This window comes from Streptomyces sp. NPDC058678 (assembly GCF_042714835.1).
In the GTDB taxonomy this organism is placed as follows: domain Bacteria; phylum Actinomycetota; class Actinomycetes; order Streptomycetales; family Streptomycetaceae; genus Streptomyces.
In genome coordinates this window covers 96,184-114,173 of record NZ_JBHXSG010000028.1, presented here as the reverse complement: position 1 = coordinate 114,173, position 17,990 = coordinate 96,184, and the positions used below count along the sequence as shown (strand labels likewise).

Sequence of the window (17,990 nt, the reverse complement as noted above, 5' to 3'; positions counted from 1 at the left end):
ATGCCCACCGCACCCCATCCCCAGAGCACAGACGAGCTGTACGAGGCGCTCAAGGAGAACGATCGGCGCCCCTACGGCCGCACCCGCACCGTCATCGCCGAGGAACTCGTCGACGCCGCAGAGCAGTTCGCGGAGCCCGTCCCGCTCATCCACGCCCTGTTCGAACTCCAGGAGGCGTACACGTACGGCTCCGAACCCCGGAAGTCGCCCGTCGTCTTCGCCCGCCTGCTCACGCTCTTCGACGAGCAGCCCGACGTCTTCGACGACCGCTCGCGGCACATGCTGTTCTGGCGGTTCAAGTGGGTGTCCAACGCCCTGCGGGCGCTGCCCGAGATACCGCTGGCCAGCCTGCGCCAGTGGCTGACGGAGATGCGCGACCGCTACGAGAAGGCCGGCCTCGGGCTCCAGCCCTACTACGGGCAGGCGTACCAGCTCGCCGCCCACGTCGGCGAGGACACCGGCCTCGCCTACGAGCTGTGGGCGGGCCGCACCCGCACCCGGCTCAGCGACTGCGAGGCCTGCGAGATCTGCGAGCGGGCCCTGTACCACCTCACCGCGGGCGACGACGAGCGGGCGCTGCGCACCTGGGAGCCCGTCCTCGCCGGGAAGGAGTCCTGCCAGGAGGAGCCGGCCCGCTCCCTGTCGTACGCCCTGCTGCCCCTGCTGCGCACCGGCAGCGCCGAACGGGCACGCGAACTGCATCTCGCCGGATACCGCGGCTGTCGCCGCAACCCCTCGATGGCCGGGGAGCTCGGCCGGCACCTGGAGTTCTGCGCGCTGACCGGCAACGAGGCACGCGGCCTGGAACTGCTCGCCGAGAACCGGAACCTGTTCGAGGAGGTCGAATCGCCGCTGGACCAGCTCCACTTCCTCACCGGCGTGGACGTCCTCCTCCAGCGCGTCGAACTCCTCGGCCACGGCGAACTGCCCGCCGCCGGGTACTCGGGCCGTACCTGGACGGTGGCCGGCCTGCGCGCCGAGGTGCGGGGCCGTGCCGACGACCTCGCCGCCCGCTTCGACGCCCGCAACGGAACCACGGCCCACACCGACCGTCGCAGGGCCCGCCTCGACCAGGCTCCGCTGCTGGACGCGCTGGAACTCACCCTGCGCACCCGCAGCCTCGACGACGTGGCCCCGGCCGCCCCGATCGCCGCCCGTACGGCCGCCGCCGTACCCGAATCGCTGCCCGAACTCATTTGCCGGGCAAGGGCGTTGGAGGAACAGGGGCACCCGGACGCACAGGCCTGCTGGGCGCGACTGCGTACGCTCGTCGCCGTCCGCGGCTACACCCACCCCGAGGACCCGGCCGTGGGCCCGCTCGTCCAGCTGCGCGCGGACCTGCTGGCCGACGAGGCGAGCCGGGCGGGCCAGAGGGACGAGTTCGCCGACGCCGCCGACCTCCACGAGGAGGCCGCGGCCCTGTACGACGACGCCGGGGCGCCTGGTCACGCGGCGCTCGCCCGCGCCTGTGCCCTGCTCGCGACCGCCGAAATTCCCGCGGAGGGCGCCGACGGGGCCGAGGCGAAGGGCGCCGCGCTGACCGCCGCCCATGCGTCCATGGTCCGCCTGCACGAGGAGACGCCCGACCTCGCCCCGTACCAGGAGGCCCGCCTGCTGCGACTGCGGGCGACCGCGCTCGGCCTGCGGCTGCAGGCCACGGGCAGCGAGGAGCACGCCGCACCGGTCCTCGCCGAGGTGGACCTGCTGCACGCGTTCGCCACCCGGCACGACATCGCCGGGCAGATCTCCGGCGCCCTGCTGCTGCGAGCCAGCACGTACGCCATCTCCGGCGACCTGCCCGCCGCGGTCACCGAGATCGACGCCGTCATCGACCGGTTGAAGGCACACGGCCCCGCCTGGCACCTGCCCCGCACGCTCGGCCTGCGCGGCCGGCTGCAGCTCGGCCTCCGGAACGCCCAGGCCGCCTACGCGGACCTCACCGAGGGCCTGCGACTGGCCGCCGACTGGCCTGCCGACTCGGTCGACACCAGCCGCCTCCTCGCTGATCTGGCCGAGGCCTGCATGCACCTGGGCCGCCCCGACGAGGCACTGCGGTACCTGACGCGCTCGGCGGAGGCGGACCTGCGCCGCGGCAGCCGGACGGACGCGTTCTGTGCCTACAGCAACGCGGCCCAGCTCAGCCTCGACCTGGGCCGCGTCGAGGACTGCATCGCTCTGCTCGACTCCCTGCTGGCCGAACCGGACGTCGCCGCCGGAGAGCTGGACGACCGCATCGTGGCTCAGCTGCGCCTGACCCGCGCCCGTGCGCTGAACGCGGGGGAGGACCTCAAGGCCGCCACGGCGGAGTTCGTCGCCCTCGCGGCGGAGTCGGCCGGCTGGGACGACGACCCGGGAAGCCACGCCATGATCGCCGCGGAGACGGCCGTACTCCTCGGCGAGTCCGGCGAGTTCGGCCGGGCCCGCGAGGCGGTGGACCAGGCGATCGCCGCCCACGCCCGGGCCCCGCGCTACGAGCACCTCAGTAACTGCCTGCGCGAACTCGCCCGCCTCCAGGCCCAGCGGCAGGGCCCCGACGGCCTGGCCGACGCCCGTACCTTCCTCGCCGACGCCGGCCGGATCGCCGATGAGGCCCGTGCCGCCGGGTACGAGGCCCACGGCCGTTCCCTGGACTCGGCCCTGGCCTACGAGCACGGGCGGGTCAACGCCCACGCCGGCGCGTACGAGGACGCCCTCGGCGCCCTGGAGAAGACCCTCGCCCTGCTCGGCGAGCCGGGGCCGGGAGACGACCGCGCGGGAGAGTGGGCCGAGTGCGTCCGCCTCGCGGGTGCCGTGGAGGGCATCTACCTGGAGCGTCCCGCCCCCGCCCTCGTCCGCCTCGACGCGGCGGTCTCCCGCCTGACCGGCCTGGGCCACACCGAGGAGACCGAGCCGCTGATCTCCCTGGCGGCCCGGCTGCGCGACGAGGAGTGACGCAGCGGTGCCGGGGCGACGGCCGCCCCGGCACCGCCGCCTGGCGGGAGCGAGAGCCCCTGCCGACCGCCGAAGACTTCATGCGGCCGGAAAGATCCCGAAGGAGCCGGTCAGAGCTGGTTGGTCAGACCCGACCAGGGCAGGACGGCGTGCGCGGCTGCGGGTACGACCGCCCACGAGGGCGAGGCGGCAGGAGTTGAAGCCGCGGGAGCGGGCCGCGGGACCGACCTGCCCGCGCAACGATGCCCGTGCGCCCGGGACGGTGTGTCGTACGGCATGGCCCCCCGGATGCTTCCTTCAGTACGCTGCGGCCCACTACGGGGTTGTGGTCAGGAGTCTCAGGTGCGGAGCAGGATCCTCGGTGTCGTCGTGGGCGCCGCCGCCGTGCTCGTGCCCCTGCTCCTGTTCACCCACCGGATCAGCCGCACGGAGTCGACCACCGGGCTGGACCGGCACAGCGCCGAGACGATCGACGGCCACAAGGCGCTCAGACCCGACATCGTGGCGGGGCGGACGCTGAGCATGTACCACCCGCTGCCCTGGGTCGGCACCCCCGTGAAGGACATGTCCTGCCCGACCGGCCTGAAGGCCGTCACCGGCACCAGGCTCACCTGCCACGGCACCAGGAACGACGGGTCGCTGATCGATGTCCCCGTGACGGTTCTCAGCGTGACCGGCGACTCCATCACCTGGCAGTTCGACCGCTAGGGCCGGTGTCGGACACAGGCCCCTGGTGCCTCGGCCGAAAGGCCGGTTTCCGCCCGTCCCCCCGCCGTGTCTCCGGCCGTTCGGCCGATGCCGGGCCTCTGCCCGCCGCCGAAGAATGAGATCGCAGCCGACGGGATCCCCGATGGGGTGACATCCGCGTACGGCACGGGCGCCGTGGTGTCCCGGCCGGTCACGCCCGGGTGTCCGGCACCGGCCAGGCTGCGCCTCGTTCCCGATCGGAGACGCCGCCCTCATGACAGCTCCTGCCGTGCTGGCCCCCGCGCCGGCGGAGGCCGCCATCCCGCCGGGCAAGCCGCCGTACCAGCGGATCCGGGTGTTCGCGCGTCGCCACCGCGTCCCCCTCGCCACCCTCACCATGCTTCCGCTGTACGTGGTGTGGGCGTTCTTCCGCGCCAACGGCGGCGGTGACCTCGCGGCCCAGGAGACATGGGCGCGCTTCGCCACCGAGCACGGCGGTTCGGCGTACGGACTGTTCTGGTTCGGCGGGATCCACACGGCGAACTACAGCGTGATCTCGCCGTACCTGATGGGCTTCTTCGGCGTGCGCACGATCGCCGTCGTCTCCGGACTCGGCGCCGGGTGGCTGGCCGCGGTCCTGTTCGTCCGGTCCGGGATCCGGCGCCCACTGCCGCCGGCGCTGCTCGCCGCGTTCGGGCTGTGGGTCGACGTGGCGGCGGGCCGGGTGACGTTCGCCCTCGGCGTCGCCCTCGCGCTGGCGGCCTGTGTGCTGCTGGTGGGGGAGCGGCGGGTCGCGCCGGCGGCCGGGTACGCGATGCTCGCGACGATGGGGAGCCCGGTGGCCGGCCTGTTCCTCGTCGTGGCGGGCGGGGCCTACGCCCTGCTCCGCGACTGGCGGCGGGCCGCCGCGTTGACCATCCCGCCGTTCCTGGTGGTGGGGGTGACGACGCTGCTGTTCCCCTTCCACGGCGAGGAACCGATGGCGGCGGGGCGCATCCCGTGGCCCGCCCTGCTGGGCGTGGCCGTGGCGGTGTGCGCGCCGCGCGGGTGGCGGGTCGTGCGGCGGGCCGGCGCCGTGTACGCGGCGGGTGTCGTCCTGACGTACCTGATCCCCTCGCCGATCGGTGCCAACGTGGAGCGGCTCGCGCTGCTGTTCGCGCCGGCCGTGCTCCTGGCAGCCGTGCTCTCGACGGAGCGGCGCGCGCGGTACCGGCGCGGTGCGCTCGCCCTGGCCCTCGCCGGGTCGCTGTTCTGGCTGGGGTCGGGCACGCCCACCTCCTTCCTGCGCGGGACCGGGCAGGTCCCGGCATGGGCCGCCGACGTCCACGGTGTCGTCCGGGCCCTGGACCGGCTCGGCGCGGACCGCGCCCGCGTGGAGGTCGTCCCCGCTCACGACCACCGCGAGGCCGCCCTGCTGGCCCCGTACGTGAACCTGGCCCGCGGCTGGAACACCCAGTTGGACGTCACACGTGGCCGGCTCTTCTACGACGGCACACTCACGCCGACGACCTACCGCGCATGGCTGGACCGATGGGCCGTCGGCTTCGTGGTGCTGCCCTCGACCGAGCCCGACCGCCACGGGGAGGCAGAGGCGCGGCTGGTGCGGGGCGGGACCGCCTGGCTGGAACCGGTGTGGAGGGACACACACTGGAGGGTCTACCGGGTGCGGGACGCCGTACCGCTGGTGTCGGCCCCCGCCACCGTGGTCCGGACGACCGATGCCGAACTCGCGGTGCGGACACCCGGACCGGGCTCGGTGACCGTACGGATCGCGTACTCGCCGTGGCTGCGCGTCGAGGGCGGCTGCCTGAGCCAGGAGGGCGAGTTCACGCGGCTGACGGTCGCCGGCGCGGGTGTGTACCGGATCGGGTCGTCGTACCTTCCCTCCTCACCCTCGTCCTCTTCCTCCTCGGGCTCCTCGGGTGCGGACGGTTGCTGACCCTTTCAGCGCGGCGCCGGCCCGCTGCTGCGGCGGACGACGAGGTCGACCGGGACGAGCGACTCGGGCTGCGCGGGCTCGGCGGGGCCGTCGATGCGGTCGAGCAGGAGCCGCAGGGAGCGGGTGCCGATCTCCGCGAAGTCGGTGCGCACGGTGGTCAGCGGCGGCAGCAGATGCGCGGCCTCCGGGATGTCGTCGTAGCCGACGACGCTGACCTCGCCGGGCACGGAGCGGCCGGCGTCGTGGAGGGCGTGCAGGACGCCGAGGGCCATCTGGTCGTTGGAGGCGAACACCGCCGTGACCTCTGGGCGCGCGGCGAGGCGCCGGCCCAGCTCGTACCCGGAGTCGGCGCTCCAGTCACCGACCAGTGGCTCGGGGACCTCGGCACCGGCCGCCCTCAGGGTCGACCGCCAGCTGTCGAGCCGGTGGTCGGCGGAGGTCCAGCCGGTCGGCCCGGCGATGTGCCACACCGTGTCGTGGCCGAGCCCGAGGAGGTACTCGGTGGCCTTGCGAGCACCGGTCCGCGAGTCTCCGGTGACCAGTTCGGTGGCGTCGTCGAGGCCGTTCTCCAGCACCACCAGCGGTGTGTCGAGGTGGGTGTCGGCCAGGGCGCGGCCCACCCACAGCTGCGGGGCGATGGCGATCACGCCGTCCGCGCCCTCGGCGGACAGTCGGTTCACGGCCTCGACGACCGTGTCGTGGTCGGCCGTGTCGAGGGCGATGGAGCTGACCAGATATCCGGCCTTCTGGGCCGCGGTGTTGATCGCGGTGAGGATGGAGGCGGGCCCGTAGCGGGCGGCGTCGAACGAGATGACTCCGAGCATCCGGGTCCGGCCGCTCGCCAGCGATCTGGCACTGCGACTGGGCCGGTAGCCGAGCGTGCGCATGGCCACCAGGACCCCCTCGCGGGTCTCCGGGCGGACGGAGGGGTGGTCGTTCAGCACCCGGGAGACGGTCTGCTTGGACACACCGGCCAACCGGGCCACGTCGTCCATCACGGGACGCGAGCCCGCGAAGTTCCGTCTGCTGCGCCCCTTCGGAACGGCCCCGTCGGCGGCGCTTCGGGTCATGGTGGCAGTTTCCTCGACGTCGATACGGCGGTCTGGTCCGCCCGGCAGAACCACAGCATAGGCGGGTGTGTCCCGAGGGTCCGGGTGCTTCGGGCCCCCGGGGCGCACGGTGGTTCAGCGTGCCCGGACGGTCCGGGTGCGGGCGGTGACCCACTCGGCGCGTACGACGGCCGCCGTCTCCCCGGCACCGCCCGCATGTTCCGGCAGGTACACCGGGGCGTCGGCGTGCAGGGGCAGCACCCTCAGCAGCAGGCCGTCCGCACGCAGGGCGTCGGCGGGCAGCCGGTCGAGGCCGATGTCCCAGACCCGCCCCGAGAAGAACTGGTCCGCGACCAGCGTGTCTCCCACGTAGGCACGCCCCACGTCACCGGTCCAGTGCAGGCGCAGCAGGGTCCCCGGCGGCAGGTCGTCCGGCACGTCGACGCGGTACTCGGCGGCGACGGTGTCGAAGCACTTGTCCGAGGGCGCGCTCGCCCGGCCCTGCACACCGGTCGGGGTCGCGGGCGCCGGACCGGCGGGCCGCAGGAGGGTGACCTGGACCTGGGGAGTGACTTCTCCGCGTTCGCCGGACTGGCTCGAGTAACGGGTGAACACCCCGTCCGCCTCGGGGCTCACCGTCACCCCGTCCACCATCGGCGCCCGCTCCGGCGCGGGCAGCACCGCGAACGAGACGGCCTCCCGCGACCCGTGCAGCCGTACCTCGTCGCGGTCGAAGACGACCCCGTCCCCGCACAGCACCAGCCGCTCGGCACCCCACGCCTCACCCCGGTAGGCGGTACGGGCCGTCGCCGCGTCGAGGACCAGCAGGCCCGCACGGCCCCCGTCCGCCGTCTCCACCTCGACCAGCGCGTCGGTGCCGGGGCGCAGCCCGGTCACCAGCAGGCGGCCGCCGACGGGTGTGATGTCCCCGGTCGGCGAGCCGACCGACGACACCGTCGCCGCGTCCAGGGCGAGTTCGGGAGCGATGCCGTCGGTCGCGGCCAGCACCAGGACCGTACGACCCTCCACGTCGACCGTGCACACCGGCTGGGCGGTCGCCCACTCCAGCCTGAGCCCCGCCACCTCGAGCCGCAGCGGCCAGCAGAAGTAGGCGCCGCGCGGGACGGTGACCGGGACGCTCGGCCAAGTCAGCTCGCCCGAGCCGTCGGGGAACGCGACCGTGAACGAGGTGTCCGGGTGGTCCGGCAGCGGCTCGTGCGGCTGGTGGTTGTTGACGAACAGGAACCCCGAGGTGCCGTCCGCGCGCACGGCCCAGCGCAGGGTGCCCCGGTCGCCCTGTCCGTCCGGCTGTCGCTCGGGCAGCGTGGACCGCATGGGGGCGATCCGGTCGCCGAAGTCCGCCAGCAGCAGGTGCTGCAGGCGCAGTTCGTGGTAGGTCGGCCGGTACTGGCCGTACTCGCCGAGCGGGGCCTGGAAGTCGTACGTCAGGACGGGCAGGTCGTTGGGGTAACCGGTGGCGTGGGACTCCTGCAGGGTGGTCAGCTCCCCCGCCGGGTTGGTGCCGCCGTGGAACATGTAGAAGCCCTGCCAGACCGAACCGCAGCCGATCTTGGTGAGGCCGAGCGCGCCGATGTCGTCGGCGTCGACGCGTGGCCGGCGGTGGTACGACACCGCCATGCCGCCGCCCAACTCGCAGGTGGCCCAGGGGAATCGGTCCGCGAAGGCGTCCGGCTCGCCGCCACGCACGGTGGTGGGCCTGAGATCGGCACCGATGCCCTCGTCGTCCCGCTGATGGGTGAAGAAGAAGTGCTTGCGGCAGGTGTCGGGCCAGCCGCCGTCCGCCTCGGTCCAGAAGGTCTCGGTGTAGCCGCCGTACAGCGGAAGGAGCTCGTCGGGCGGGAGCTGGACCCCGCCCCAGGCGGTCGACGTCCACAGCGGGGCGCTCATTCCGGCCTCTTGGGCCATGCGCTTCAGGGTGAGGAGGTGGCCGGGCTGGTCGTAGAGCTCGTTCTCGATCTGGATCGCCACGATCGGGCCGCCGTGCGCCCGGTCCAGGCCCCGCAGCTGCTCGGCGATCGCCGCGAACCAGGCGCGTACGGGCTCCAGGTAGGCGGGGTCGTCGGTGCGCGGGGTGCAGTCGCGGGCCGCCAGCCAGTCGGGCAGGCCGCCGTTGCGGACCTCCGCGTGCGACCACGGGCCGATGCGGGGGATGAAGTCCAGGCCGTGGCGGGCGCACAGCTCGGCGAAGCGGCGCAGGTCGAGGTCGCCGTCGAAGCGGACGCGGCCCTCGATCTCCTCGTGGTGGATCCAGATGATGTAGGCGGCCACGGCGGTCACTCCGCCCGCCTTCATCTTCAGCAGCTCCTCCTCCCACTCCCCGGCGGGGTAGCGCGAGTAGTGGAACTCGCCGGAGACCGGGAACCAGGGGCGGCCGCCGCGGGTGAGCCAACGGCTGTTGACCGCGATCGGGTCGGGCACGCCCGGGGCGTCGGTGAAGGGCACGTGGCCGACCAGCGGTGGGCCTGCGGGGGAGGGGATGCGCAGGCGGTGCGGGTGGGGCATCAGTCGTTCTCCGGTCCGAGGTCGGCGGTGTCGGTGAGCTGGGCGCGGGTGCCGGTGGTGGCGTGCAGCTCCAGCAGGACGAGTTCGTTGGCGCCCGGGCGCAGGACCGGGCCGGGGACGTACAGGGTGTGCTGGGGGCCGCGGTTCCAGTAGCGGCCGAGGTGGAAGCCGTTGACCCAGGCCTGGCCCTTGGTCCAGCCGGGCAGGGCGAGGAACGTGTCGGCCGGGGTGGCCACCTCGAACGTCCCCCGGTGGAAGGCGGGTACGGCGTCCGTGGCGGCGTCGGACGGCACGAACGGCACCGCGCCCAGGTCCCCCAGCGGCACGGGCCGGCACTCCCAGCCGCGCAGGGCCGCGCCCTGGAAGGACACCGGTCCGAGCAGCCCCTTGGGCGCGCCGATGCGCGGCCCGTAGTTGACCCCGCCCTGGTTCTCCACGAGCACCTCGAGGACGGCACCGGGCGCCGGCACCCTGACGGGCAGCGTCTCGTCGTGGCGTTCGCGCTCCAGTACGCCGACGGAGGCTCCGTCCACGAAGACCTGCGCACGGTCGCCGACACCGCCCGCGAAGTGCAACAGGCCGTCGCCGGAGGCGGGAAGGGTGGTCCGGTAGAGCACGTAGCCGCTCTGCACCCCGAGTTCGTCCATCGTCACCGGGTCCTCGGTGCGCGCGGCGGCCTCCAGCGTCCGCAGGAACGGCAGCAGCGGCGCCCGGTGCTCCAACCGCACGGCGGTGGGCGGGAGTTTGCGGCCAGGCGCCGGGGCCGGCTCGTCGGGGACCGCCGCGTGGCGGGCGATGACCTCGCGGAAGGCGTGGTACTTGGGGCCCGGGTCGCCGCTCTCGGTGAGCGGGGCGTCGTAGTCGTACGACGTGACGGTGGGCTCGTAGGCGTGCTTGTGGTTGGCGCCGTTGGTGAAGCCGAAGTTGGTACCGCCGTGGAACATGTAGATGTTCACCGAGGCGCCGGCGGACAGCAGCCGGTCCAGGTCGGCCGCCGCGTCGGCCGCCGACCGGGTGTGGTGCGGTCCGCCCCAGTGGTCGAACCAGCCGATCCAGAACTCGGCGCACATCAGGGGGCCCTCGGGCTGGTGGGTGCGCAACACGGCCAGACTCTCCTCGACCCGGCTGCCGAAGGTCGACGTGGCGAGCAGGCCGGGCAGACTCCCGGTGGTCAGGTGCTCGGCGTTGGCCTGGTCGCAGGTGAACAGCAGCTCGTCGACGCCCCGGGAACGCAGGGCCTGTTCGACGTGCTTGAGGTACGCGGTGTCGTCGCCGTACGCCCCGTACTCGTTCTCCACCTGTACGGCGATCACCGGGCCGCCGTTCGTGGCGAGGTGCGGCAGCAGCGGAGGCAGCAGCTGGTCGAGGTAGCGGTCGAAGGCGTCGGTGAAGCGGGGGTCGCTGGTGCGCAGCCGGATGTCGGGGTCCGAGATCAGCCATGCGGGCAGCCCGCCGTCGTCCCACTCGGCGCAGATGTACGGCCCGGGGCGCAGCAGCACGTGCAGGCCCTCCGCCTGCGCGAGCCGCAGGAATCGGGGCAGGTCGAGCAGGCCGTCGAGGACGAGGGTGCCGGGCGCGGGTTCGTGGAGGTTCCACGGCAGGTACGTCTCGACGGTGTTGAGGCCCATCAGGCGTGCCTTGCGCAGCCGGTCGGTCCACTGGTCGGGATGGACGCGGAAGTAGTGCAGCGCCCCGGAGATGATCCGGAACGGTTCGCCGTGCAGGAGGAAACCGTCGGACGAGGTCGTCAGAGCAGGCATGCGGGTGCTTCCCTTCGGTTCGCTTCGGTTCGAACGCGGCAGCGCCGGTGCCGGGTTCACTGGGGTCGGGTGCTGCGGACGAGCCAGAGCGTGGCGGCCAGGCACAGCGCCGAGACACCGCCCAGCAGGAGCGGTACCGCCCGGACGCTGGACGCCTCGATCGCCTTGCCGAGCGCCGGCCCCGCCGCGACCCCGCCGGCCATGGACGCGGCGATGACCAGGGCGCCGGCCCGCCGAGCCTGGGGGGCCGCCCGGTGCAGCCAGGGCAGGCCGGTGGGGAAGATCGGGGCGATGAACAGACCGACACCGGCGTAGGCGTACGGCGCGAGCGCCGGGACCGACGCCAGCAGCAGACAGACCGTCATGCCCGCGCAGGAGACGGTGATGATGGCCTGGGCGGAGAAGCGCAGCGCGATCGGGGCGACCAGGAACCGGCCGACGGTCATCATCAGCCAGTACACGGAGGTCGCGGTCGCGGCTACTCCGGCGCCGTATCCCACGGTCTCCAGGTGGGTCGGCTCCCAGCCGCCCACGCCCGCCTCGATGCCCACGTGCAGCACGTAGAGCGCGACGAACACGCCGAGCACCGAGCTCAGACTGCGGCCGAGGGCCCGTCCGTCGTCGGCCCCGGCGCTGTCGGCCGGCCCGGGCGCCCGGTCGCGTACGCCTGTCAGGCACAGCAGCAACGGCAGGTTGGCGAGCGCGAAACCGAGGAAGATCGCCGGGTAGTGCGCGGAGCCGATCATGCCGACCAGTGCCGGTCCGAGGATCGCGCCGATCCCGAAGTGCGCGTTGAGGATGTTCAGCATCGCGGTCGAACGGCGACCGAATCCGACCGCGAACAGCTGGTTGAGGCCGTAGTCGATACCGCCGAAGCCGAGCCCCGCCAGCAGCGCCGCGGCCAGTGCGGCCGGCCAGTTCGGCGCCAGCGCGAAGCCCGCCGCGCCGACCGCCATGAGCAGGTACGAGGCGCCGAGGATCTGCCGGTTGCCGAGCCGCCCGTAGAGCCGGTCGAACAGCAGCACACCGGCCACCCCGCCGACGAAGTGGGCGCTCAGTCCCAGCCCCGCGGCAGAAGGGGACAGCCCGAACTCCTCGCGGAACGCCGGAATGGCCGGTCCGTACAGCGCCTGGAGCGCGCCGATGAGGACGAAGCCCACGCACGAGGCGACCACGGCGGCGGGGCTGAAGACCGGCGTGTCCGGTCGTACGTGGGTGGGTGGCCTCGTGCTGCTGTCGACAACGCGTTCTTCCCCCGGCACAGCACACCTCTCGTTCGCTCCGACCGATGTGATGTTACCGGTAACATCACGCCCGTCAAGATCTCGGACAGAGATGGCTCCGAAGGGGTCGATTGGACTTTTGGTCCAAGTGCTGGACGTGTAGTCTAGGATCCCTGGTGGCGGAAGGAAGGGTGTGCCGGTGGGCGAGGCAGGTGTGGAGGCGGAGCGGGACGCGGTCATCGGCGCGCTGGTTCCGGTGATCGAGGGGATCGCGGCGACGTTCGGTCCGGTGTGCGAGGTGGTGCTGCACGACTACCGGCGGCCGGAGGAGTCGGTCGTCGCCATCGCCGGCTCGGTGACGGGGCGCGCGGTGGGCGGCGCGATGAGTGAGATCGGCATGCGGATCGTCGCCCGGGGCGAGGAGGCGGCCGACGAGCTGAACTACGTCACCCGGACCAGAACCGGACAGACCGTCAAGTCGTCCACGATGGTGCTGCGTGACTCCACGGGCGCCGTGTTCGGCGCGGTGTGCGTGAACCTCGACGTCACCGCGCTCGCCGGGGCTCACACCCTGCTCGGGGCACTGGCCGGCGCGGCCCGGCCGGCCGCCGAACTCCCCGTCACCACCTTCGGCAACGACATCGACTCCGTCGTCGAGGTCGTTCTCGACGACCACCACCTGAAACAGGACCGGGCATGGGCGGGCCTCGACCGGGCGGCACGCCTGGAGCTGTTCCGCGGCCTCGACGAGCGCGGGGTGTTCGCGGTGCGCCGCTCGGTCGAGCAGGTGGCCGCCCGGCTCGGCATCTCCCGCGCCTCCGCGTACAGCTACCTCTCCCAGGCCCGGGCCGCGACGGACGCGACGCCCGAGGCCACCGACCCCACTGGAGGACACGCGTGACGACCACCACCCCGCCGGTCACCCTTGACGACGTCCGGGACGCGGCCGCCCGGCTCGAGGGCGTCGCGCACCGCACGCCCGTGCTGCGCTCCCGCACCCTGGACTCCCTCGTCGGCGCCGAGGTCTTCCTCAAATGCGAGAACCTCCAGCGCGTCGGCGCCTTCAAGTTCCGAGGTGCCTACAACGCGGCCTCGCGGCTGAGCCCGGAGCAGCTCGCCCGGGGCATCGCCACCTACTCCTCCGGGAACCATGCCCAGGCCGTCGCCCTCGCCGCCCGCGAGCTCGGCACCACCGCGGTGATCGTCATGCCGCACGACGCCCCGGCCTCGAAGCGGGCCGCCACCGCCGGTTACGGCGCCGAGATCGTGACGTACGACCGCTACACCGGCGATCGCGTCGCCATCGCCGAGGCCCTGGCGGCCGAACGCGGCCTCACCGTCATCCCGCCCTACGAACACCCGCATGTCATCGCCGGGCAGGGCACGGCGGCTCTCGAACTCCTCGAAGAGGTCGGGGAGCTGGACGCGCTGATGACCCCGGTCGGCGGCGGCGGACTGATCGCCGGGAGTGCCACGGCGGCCAAGGGGCAGTACGCGAACCTGCGGATGATCGGCGTCGAGCCGGAGGCCGGGGACGACACCAAGCGGTCCCTGGCGGCGGACCGGCGCATCGAGATCCCCGTGCCGCACACCATCGCCGACGGGCAGGCCCTGCACATCCCCGGTGAACTGACCTTCTCCATCAACCGGCTGCTCGTCGACGCGATCGCCCTGGTGTCCGACGACGAGATCCGGGGGGCGATGCGGTTCGCGTTCGAGCGCCTGAAGACCGTCGTCGAGCCGAGCGGCGCGACCCCGCTGGCCGCCCTGCTCTCCGGCCGGGCGGGCCGGCTGCCACGCCGGGTCGGGGTGATCATCTCCGGGGGGAACGTCGACGCGGAGCGGTTCGCCGAGCTGTGCGGGGGCACAGCCTGAGGGGGTGGGCCCCGGTGCCGCATCCGGTGGGGCCGGGTCGGCGCCGCCCTCACCCGAATGGCGTTCCCGGGTGGACGGGCGGACGATGGAGTGGTGGGGCACGACCCCCGCCGGTGCCGCTCGCGATGGGCGGGAGACGGGGACCGGCCCCGGCCGTGCAGAGCCCGGCCGGAAGGGAGAGCCGTCATGATCGAGGTGAAGACGCTCGACAAGCCGGACGAGCGCCGAGATTTCCCCCGGGGCCACCTCGAAGCCGTCCACATGAGTGGGCTCGACTTCGCCGTGGCCACCTTCGAACCAGGCTGGCGTTGGTCCGAGTCCGTGGCCCCGATCGCGGGCACGGACAGCTGCCAGATCCACCACAACGGCTATGTAGTGCAGGGGCGCATGCGCATCCGCATGGACGACGGCGGCGAGGTCGAAGTGGGCCCCCACGACACCTTCGTGTGCCCGCCCGGACACGACGCCTGGGTCGTGGGCGACGAACAGGTCGTGTTGTACGACTTCGCCGGAGGCATGGCGCAGAAGTACGCCAAGGCCGACTGACACCGGTCGGGGGCGCGCGCCTCACACGGTGACGACCACCTTGGCGCGCGCGTGCTCGACCTCCAGATATCGCATCGCCTCGGGCACTTCGCTCAGCGGATACGTGCGGTCGATCACCGGGGCGATCTTCCCGGAGTCGACGAGCTCCCGCAGGGTCGCGAGGTTCGCCCTGCTCGGCCTGGCGGGGAGTTCGAGCAGGCGTTGACGGACGAACGGCGACACCAGGTGCCGCCTGATGAGGAGCCCCATCGGACCGACCAGGCTGCCGCCCTCGAACACGCCCCCGCCGGACAGGACGAGTGTCCCGGCGGGGGTCAGCACGCGTCGGAGCGCGCCGAGGGAGTGGTTGCCCACCAGGTCGAGGACGACCTCGTACTGACGTCCGCCGCGGGTGAAGTCCTCCCGCGTGTAGTCGATGACGTGGTCCGCGCCGAGCGACCGGACGAGATCGACGTTGCGCGTGCTGCACACGCCGGTCACCTCCGCGCCGTACGCCTTGGCGAGCTGCACCGCGAACGTGCCGACCCCGCCCGACGCCCCGTTCACCAGTACCGTGCGGCCCGCCCCGACCCCGGCCAGGTCGCGCAGGCCGATGAGGGCGGTGTTCGCGGCCAGCGGGATCGCCGCCGCCTGCTCGAAACCGAGGCCGGCCGGTTTCGGGCCCACCGCGTCCTCGGCGGCGCACACGAACTCCGCGAAGGCGCCGTCGGCCTCGCCGTACACCTCGTCGCCGGGGCGCAGTCCCTCGACCCCGGCACCCACGGCCTCCACCCGCCCCGCGAAGTCCCGGCCCCGGATTCTCGCCCTCGGCGCGCGCAGCCCGAACGCCAGCCGGGCGATCTTCGGATCGCCGCGCATGAGATGCCAGTCGTAGGCGTTGAGGGCCGCCGCGTGCACCCGCACCAGCACCTCTCCGGCGGCGGGCACGGGCGGGTCGACCTCCCTGACTTCCAGGGTGTCCGCCGAGCCGTACCTGTCCTGAACCACTGCCTTCATGGATTCCCCCTCGTTCCTGCGGAGCGTAAGGGCGTGAAGGCGGGACGGACATCCGGGACAAGCCCTACGTCTCCGGGATGACCTCCTGCTCACCGGGGGTCGACCGCGGCCGGCCCCGTGCGTCAGACCGGCAGCAGACGCCCCACCAGGGCGCTGAGCTGACGGGCGTTGCGGCACTCGTGCATCTCGACGACCTCGGCGTAGTCGGGGGCGGCGGAGTCGCCCGTGCCCCACTGGGGGCGTGCCTCCGGGTTCAACCAGTAGACACGGCGGGCCCGTCCGGTGATCTGCCGTACCGCGGGCAGGTTCGGGTCGCTCATGTTCGTACGGGCGTCACCGAGGACGAACACGGTGGTGCGCGGGCCGACCGCGTCGCCGTACCGCTCCGCGAACTCGCCCAGCGCGACGCCGTAGTCGCTGCTGCCGTGCCAGCCCGTGAGGGTCGCCTCCGCGCGGATCCGGGCGCCGAGCCCTTCCGGGTCGGCGGCGCCGTGCACGAGCAGCCGGGTCACCTCGTCGATCCGGTTGACGAAGGCGAACACCCGCACCTTGCTGAACTGGTCGTGCAACGCCTGCACCAGCAGCATCGTGAAGTCCGAGAACCCGGACACCGAGCCCGACACATCGCACAGCAGTACCAGTTCGGGCCGGGCGGGGCGCCGCCTGCGCAGCACGGGCCGCATCGGCACCCCGCCCGTCGACAGCGACCCGCGCAGGGTGCGCCGCAGGTCGATGCTGCCGCGCGCGGCACGCCGCCGACGCGCGGCGAGCCGGGTGGCGAGCTTGCGGGCCAGCGGCTGCACCGTCCTGCGCAGCTCGGCCAGCCGGTCCTTCCCGGCGAACAGGAAGTCGACCCGGTCGGCGGTCGGCGCCACCGCCCGCCGTGCGATCTCGTCCCGGCCCCGCCGCTCGGCGACCCGCCGCCGGGCCTCCGCGCCCACCAGGGCGCGGAACGCCTCGATGCGCCGCCGGATCTCGTCCTCCAGCAGCCGGTCCGTGAACCCCGGACCGCCGCCGCCCTGCGCCCGCACGTCGTCCCGCACACGGGCCAGCAGCGTCTGCGGACGCAGCCGGTCCAGCGCCTGGTACGACGACCAGCCGTCCGACGCGGGTGAGGAACCGTATCCGCCGAAGCCGTCGACCGCCTCGGCCGCCAACCGGCCCATCATCGCCCGGTCGTTCGCGGCCAGCGCGGCCGCGAGCCGGTCGCGCAGGTCGTCCCGGTCCGCGGCCTGCGTCTGCGACGCCCCCACGCCCCGCGGAAAGTACAGGTCGAAGACCGGGTCGAACACCGGCCGTTGGGACGTGCCGTGCAGCAGCGTCGCGGCCAGCCCCTCCCGCAGCAGCTCACGGTCCGCGAGCCCGAGGGCCGCCACCGCCTGCGCCGCGTCCACGGTTTCCCCGGTGCCGACGCGGATGCCGTGCGCGCGCAACGCCCCGACCAGGGACGTCAGCCGGTCCGCGACTCCGGCCGGCGTGCTCACAGAGCTCCCAGGTCCAGCTTGGCACCGGCCTTCAGGACGTCGTCCTGGTGCTTGAGCAGTACGCCCAGGGTGTCGCGTACGAGGGTCTCGTCGAGCGTGTCCGCGCCCAGCGCGAGGAGTGTGTGCGCCCAGTCGACGGTCTCGGCGACCGACGGCACCTTCCGCAGGTCCATGGCCCTGAGCGCGCCGACGACCCGGACCACCGACTCGGCCAGCGCCTCGTCCAGACCGGGCACCTTCAGCCGTACGATCCGCCGCTCCAACTCCTCTTCGGGGAACCCGATGTGCAGGAACAGGCAGCGGCGGCGCAGCGCCTCGGACAGCTCACGGCTGGCGTTCGACGTGAGGACGACGAAGGGGCGGCGGGTCGCGGTGATCGTGCCCAGTTCGGGCACGGTGACCTGGAAGTCGCTGAGCACCTCCAGGAGCAGGCCCTCGACCTCGACGTCCGCCTTGTCGGTCTCGTCGATCAGCAGCACCTTCGGCTCGTCGCCGCGGATCGCGGTCAGCAGCGGACGGGCCAGCAGGAACTCCTCACTGAAGATGTCCGTACGCGCCTCGTCCCACGTCTCGTCCCGGCCCGCGCTGATGCGCAGCAGCTGCTTGGCGTGGTTCCACTCGTACAGCGCGCGGGACTCGTCGACGCCCTCGTAGCACTGCAACCGCACCAGCCGTGCCCCCGCGACCTGGGCCACGGCCTTCGCGAGTTCCGTCTTGCCGACCCCGGCCGGGCCCTCCACGAGCAGCGGCTTGCCGAGACGGTCGGCGAGGAAGACGGTCGTGGCGACGGCCGGCGAGGCGAGGTAGCCGGTGTCGGCGAGACGCGCGGAGACGTCGTCGACGGAAGTGAACAACGGGGGCCTCCAGCTCGGCGGCGTTTACCTGGACGGTTACCTATCTAAGCGCTTGTTCAGCGCTCGTGTCACCAGGAAACCGGTGATCCGAAAGCAGCGGGCGGCCGTCGAAGCGGCCGCCCG

General features: G+C 73.2%; 13 protein-coding genes. 6 read left to right on the top strand and 7 right to left on the bottom strand.

The window, feature by feature from the left end; all coding sequences use genetic code 11:
* From ACFWWR_RS24885 to ACFWWR_RS24875, 3 genes are all read left to right on the top strand, one after another.
* Window positions 1-2,931, top strand: coding sequence for a hypothetical protein (locus tag ACFWWR_RS24885; RefSeq protein WP_384305364.1), 2,931 nt, complete (start codon window positions 1-3; stop codon window positions 2,929-2,931).
* A gap of 342 nt (window positions 2,932-3,273) precedes the next feature.
* Window positions 3,274-3,639 (top strand): DUF4333 domain-containing protein, encoded by a 366-nt coding sequence (locus ACFWWR_RS24880; RefSeq protein WP_384305362.1) that lies wholly within the window; start codon window positions 3,274-3,276, stop codon window positions 3,637-3,639.
* A gap of 253 nt (window positions 3,640-3,892) precedes the next feature.
* Complete coding sequence (locus ACFWWR_RS24875; RefSeq protein ID WP_383863204.1) at window positions 3,893-5,557, top strand: hypothetical protein; 1,665 nt, start codon at window positions 3,893-3,895, stop codon at window positions 5,555-5,557.
* Window positions 5,558-5,562: 5 nt separating this feature from the next.
* On the opposite strand, the gene ACFWWR_RS24870 is transcribed toward ACFWWR_RS24875, so the two are convergent.
* From ACFWWR_RS24870 to ACFWWR_RS24855, 4 genes are all read right to left on the bottom strand, one after another.
* Window positions 5,563-6,627 carry a LacI family DNA-binding transcriptional regulator gene (locus ACFWWR_RS24870; protein WP_383863201.1) on the bottom strand — a complete coding sequence of 355 codons (1,065 nt, stop codon included), beginning with the start codon at window positions 6,625-6,627 and terminating at the stop codon, window positions 5,563-5,565.
* Window positions 6,628-6,741: 114 nt separating this feature from the next.
* Window positions 6,742-9,129 (bottom strand): beta-galactosidase, encoded by a 2,388-nt coding sequence (locus ACFWWR_RS24865; protein WP_384305359.1) that lies wholly within the window; start codon window positions 9,127-9,129, stop codon window positions 6,742-6,744.
* Entirely contained in the window at window positions 9,129-10,889 is a 1,761-nt protein-coding gene (locus ACFWWR_RS24860; RefSeq protein WP_384305356.1) for a beta-galactosidase family protein, read from the bottom strand. Before ACFWWR_RS24860 ends, ACFWWR_RS24865 begins: the two co-directional genes overlap by 1 nt.
* Window positions 10,890-10,945: 56 nt before the next feature.
* The gene (locus tag ACFWWR_RS24855; RefSeq protein ID WP_384305382.1) at window positions 10,946-12,064 is read right to left on the bottom strand and encodes an MFS transporter; all 1,119 of its coding nucleotides are present in this window, start codon (window positions 12,062-12,064) and stop codon (window positions 10,946-10,948) included.
* Window positions 12,065-12,311: 247 nt separating this feature from the next.
* On the opposite strand from ACFWWR_RS24855, the gene ACFWWR_RS24850 reads away from it, so the two are divergent.
* From ACFWWR_RS24850 to ACFWWR_RS24840, 3 genes are all read left to right on the top strand, one after another.
* Window positions 12,312-13,013 (top strand): transcriptional regulator, encoded by a 702-nt coding sequence (locus ACFWWR_RS24850; protein ID WP_383863192.1) that lies wholly within the window; start codon window positions 12,312-12,314, stop codon window positions 13,011-13,013.
* Entirely contained in the window at window positions 13,010-13,987 is a 978-nt protein-coding gene (locus ACFWWR_RS24845) for a pyridoxal-phosphate dependent enzyme (protein ID WP_384305353.1), read from the top strand. Before ACFWWR_RS24850 ends, ACFWWR_RS24845 begins: the two co-directional genes overlap by 4 nt.
* 186 nt (window positions 13,988-14,173) lie before the next feature.
* Window positions 14,174-14,533 (top strand): cupin domain-containing protein, encoded by a 360-nt coding sequence (locus ACFWWR_RS24840; protein ID WP_383863186.1) that lies wholly within the window; start codon window positions 14,174-14,176, stop codon window positions 14,531-14,533.
* A gap of 21 nt (window positions 14,534-14,554) precedes the next feature.
* Here the strand turns inward: ACFWWR_RS24840 and ACFWWR_RS24835 are convergent, their stop codons facing one another.
* From ACFWWR_RS24835 to ACFWWR_RS24825, 3 genes are all read right to left on the bottom strand, one after another.
* Window positions 14,555-15,529, bottom strand: coding sequence for an NAD(P)-dependent alcohol dehydrogenase (locus tag ACFWWR_RS24835; RefSeq protein WP_383863183.1), 975 nt, complete (start codon window positions 15,527-15,529; stop codon window positions 14,555-14,557).
* 122 nt (window positions 15,530-15,651) lie between these two features.
* On the bottom strand, window positions 15,652-17,013 hold the full coding sequence (locus tag ACFWWR_RS24830) for a VWA domain-containing protein (protein WP_384305351.1): 1,362 nt from the start codon (window positions 17,011-17,013) through the stop codon (window positions 15,652-15,654).
* On the bottom strand, window positions 17,010-17,867 hold the full coding sequence (locus ACFWWR_RS24825) for an AAA family ATPase (protein WP_383863177.1): 858 nt from the start codon (window positions 17,865-17,867) through the stop codon (window positions 17,010-17,012). The genes ACFWWR_RS24830 and ACFWWR_RS24825 overlap by 4 nt, the downstream gene beginning before the upstream one ends.
* Window positions 17,868-17,990 lie beyond the last annotated feature (123 nt).

What these genes read in the sequence shown, in the direction of transcription:
- ACFWWR_RS24885 (WP_384305364.1), top strand. Translation starts at nt 1, where the DNA reads ATGCCCACCGCACCCCATCCCCAGAGCACAGACGAGCTGTACGAGGCG.
- ACFWWR_RS24875 (WP_383863204.1), top strand. Translation starts at nt 3,893, where the DNA reads ATGACAGCTCCTGCCGTGCTGGCCCCCGCGCCGGCGGAGGCCGCCATC.
- ACFWWR_RS24870 (WP_383863201.1), bottom strand. Translation starts at nt 6,627, where the DNA reads ATGACCCGAAGCGCCGCCGACGGGGCCGTTCCGAAGGGGCGCAGCAGA.
- ACFWWR_RS24865 (WP_384305359.1), bottom strand. Translation starts at nt 9,129, where the DNA reads ATGCCCCACCCGCACCGCCTGCGCATCCCCTCCCCCGCAGGCCCACCG.
- ACFWWR_RS24860 (WP_384305356.1), bottom strand. Translation starts at nt 10,889, where the DNA reads ATGCCTGCTCTGACGACCTCGTCCGACGGTTTCCTCCTGCACGGCGAA.
- ACFWWR_RS24840 (WP_383863186.1), top strand. Translation starts at nt 14,174, where the DNA reads ATGATCGAGGTGAAGACGCTCGACAAGCCGGACGAGCGCCGAGATTTC.
- ACFWWR_RS24835 (WP_383863183.1), bottom strand. Translation starts at nt 15,529, where the DNA reads ATGAAGGCAGTGGTTCAGGACAGGTACGGCTCGGCGGACACCCTGGAA.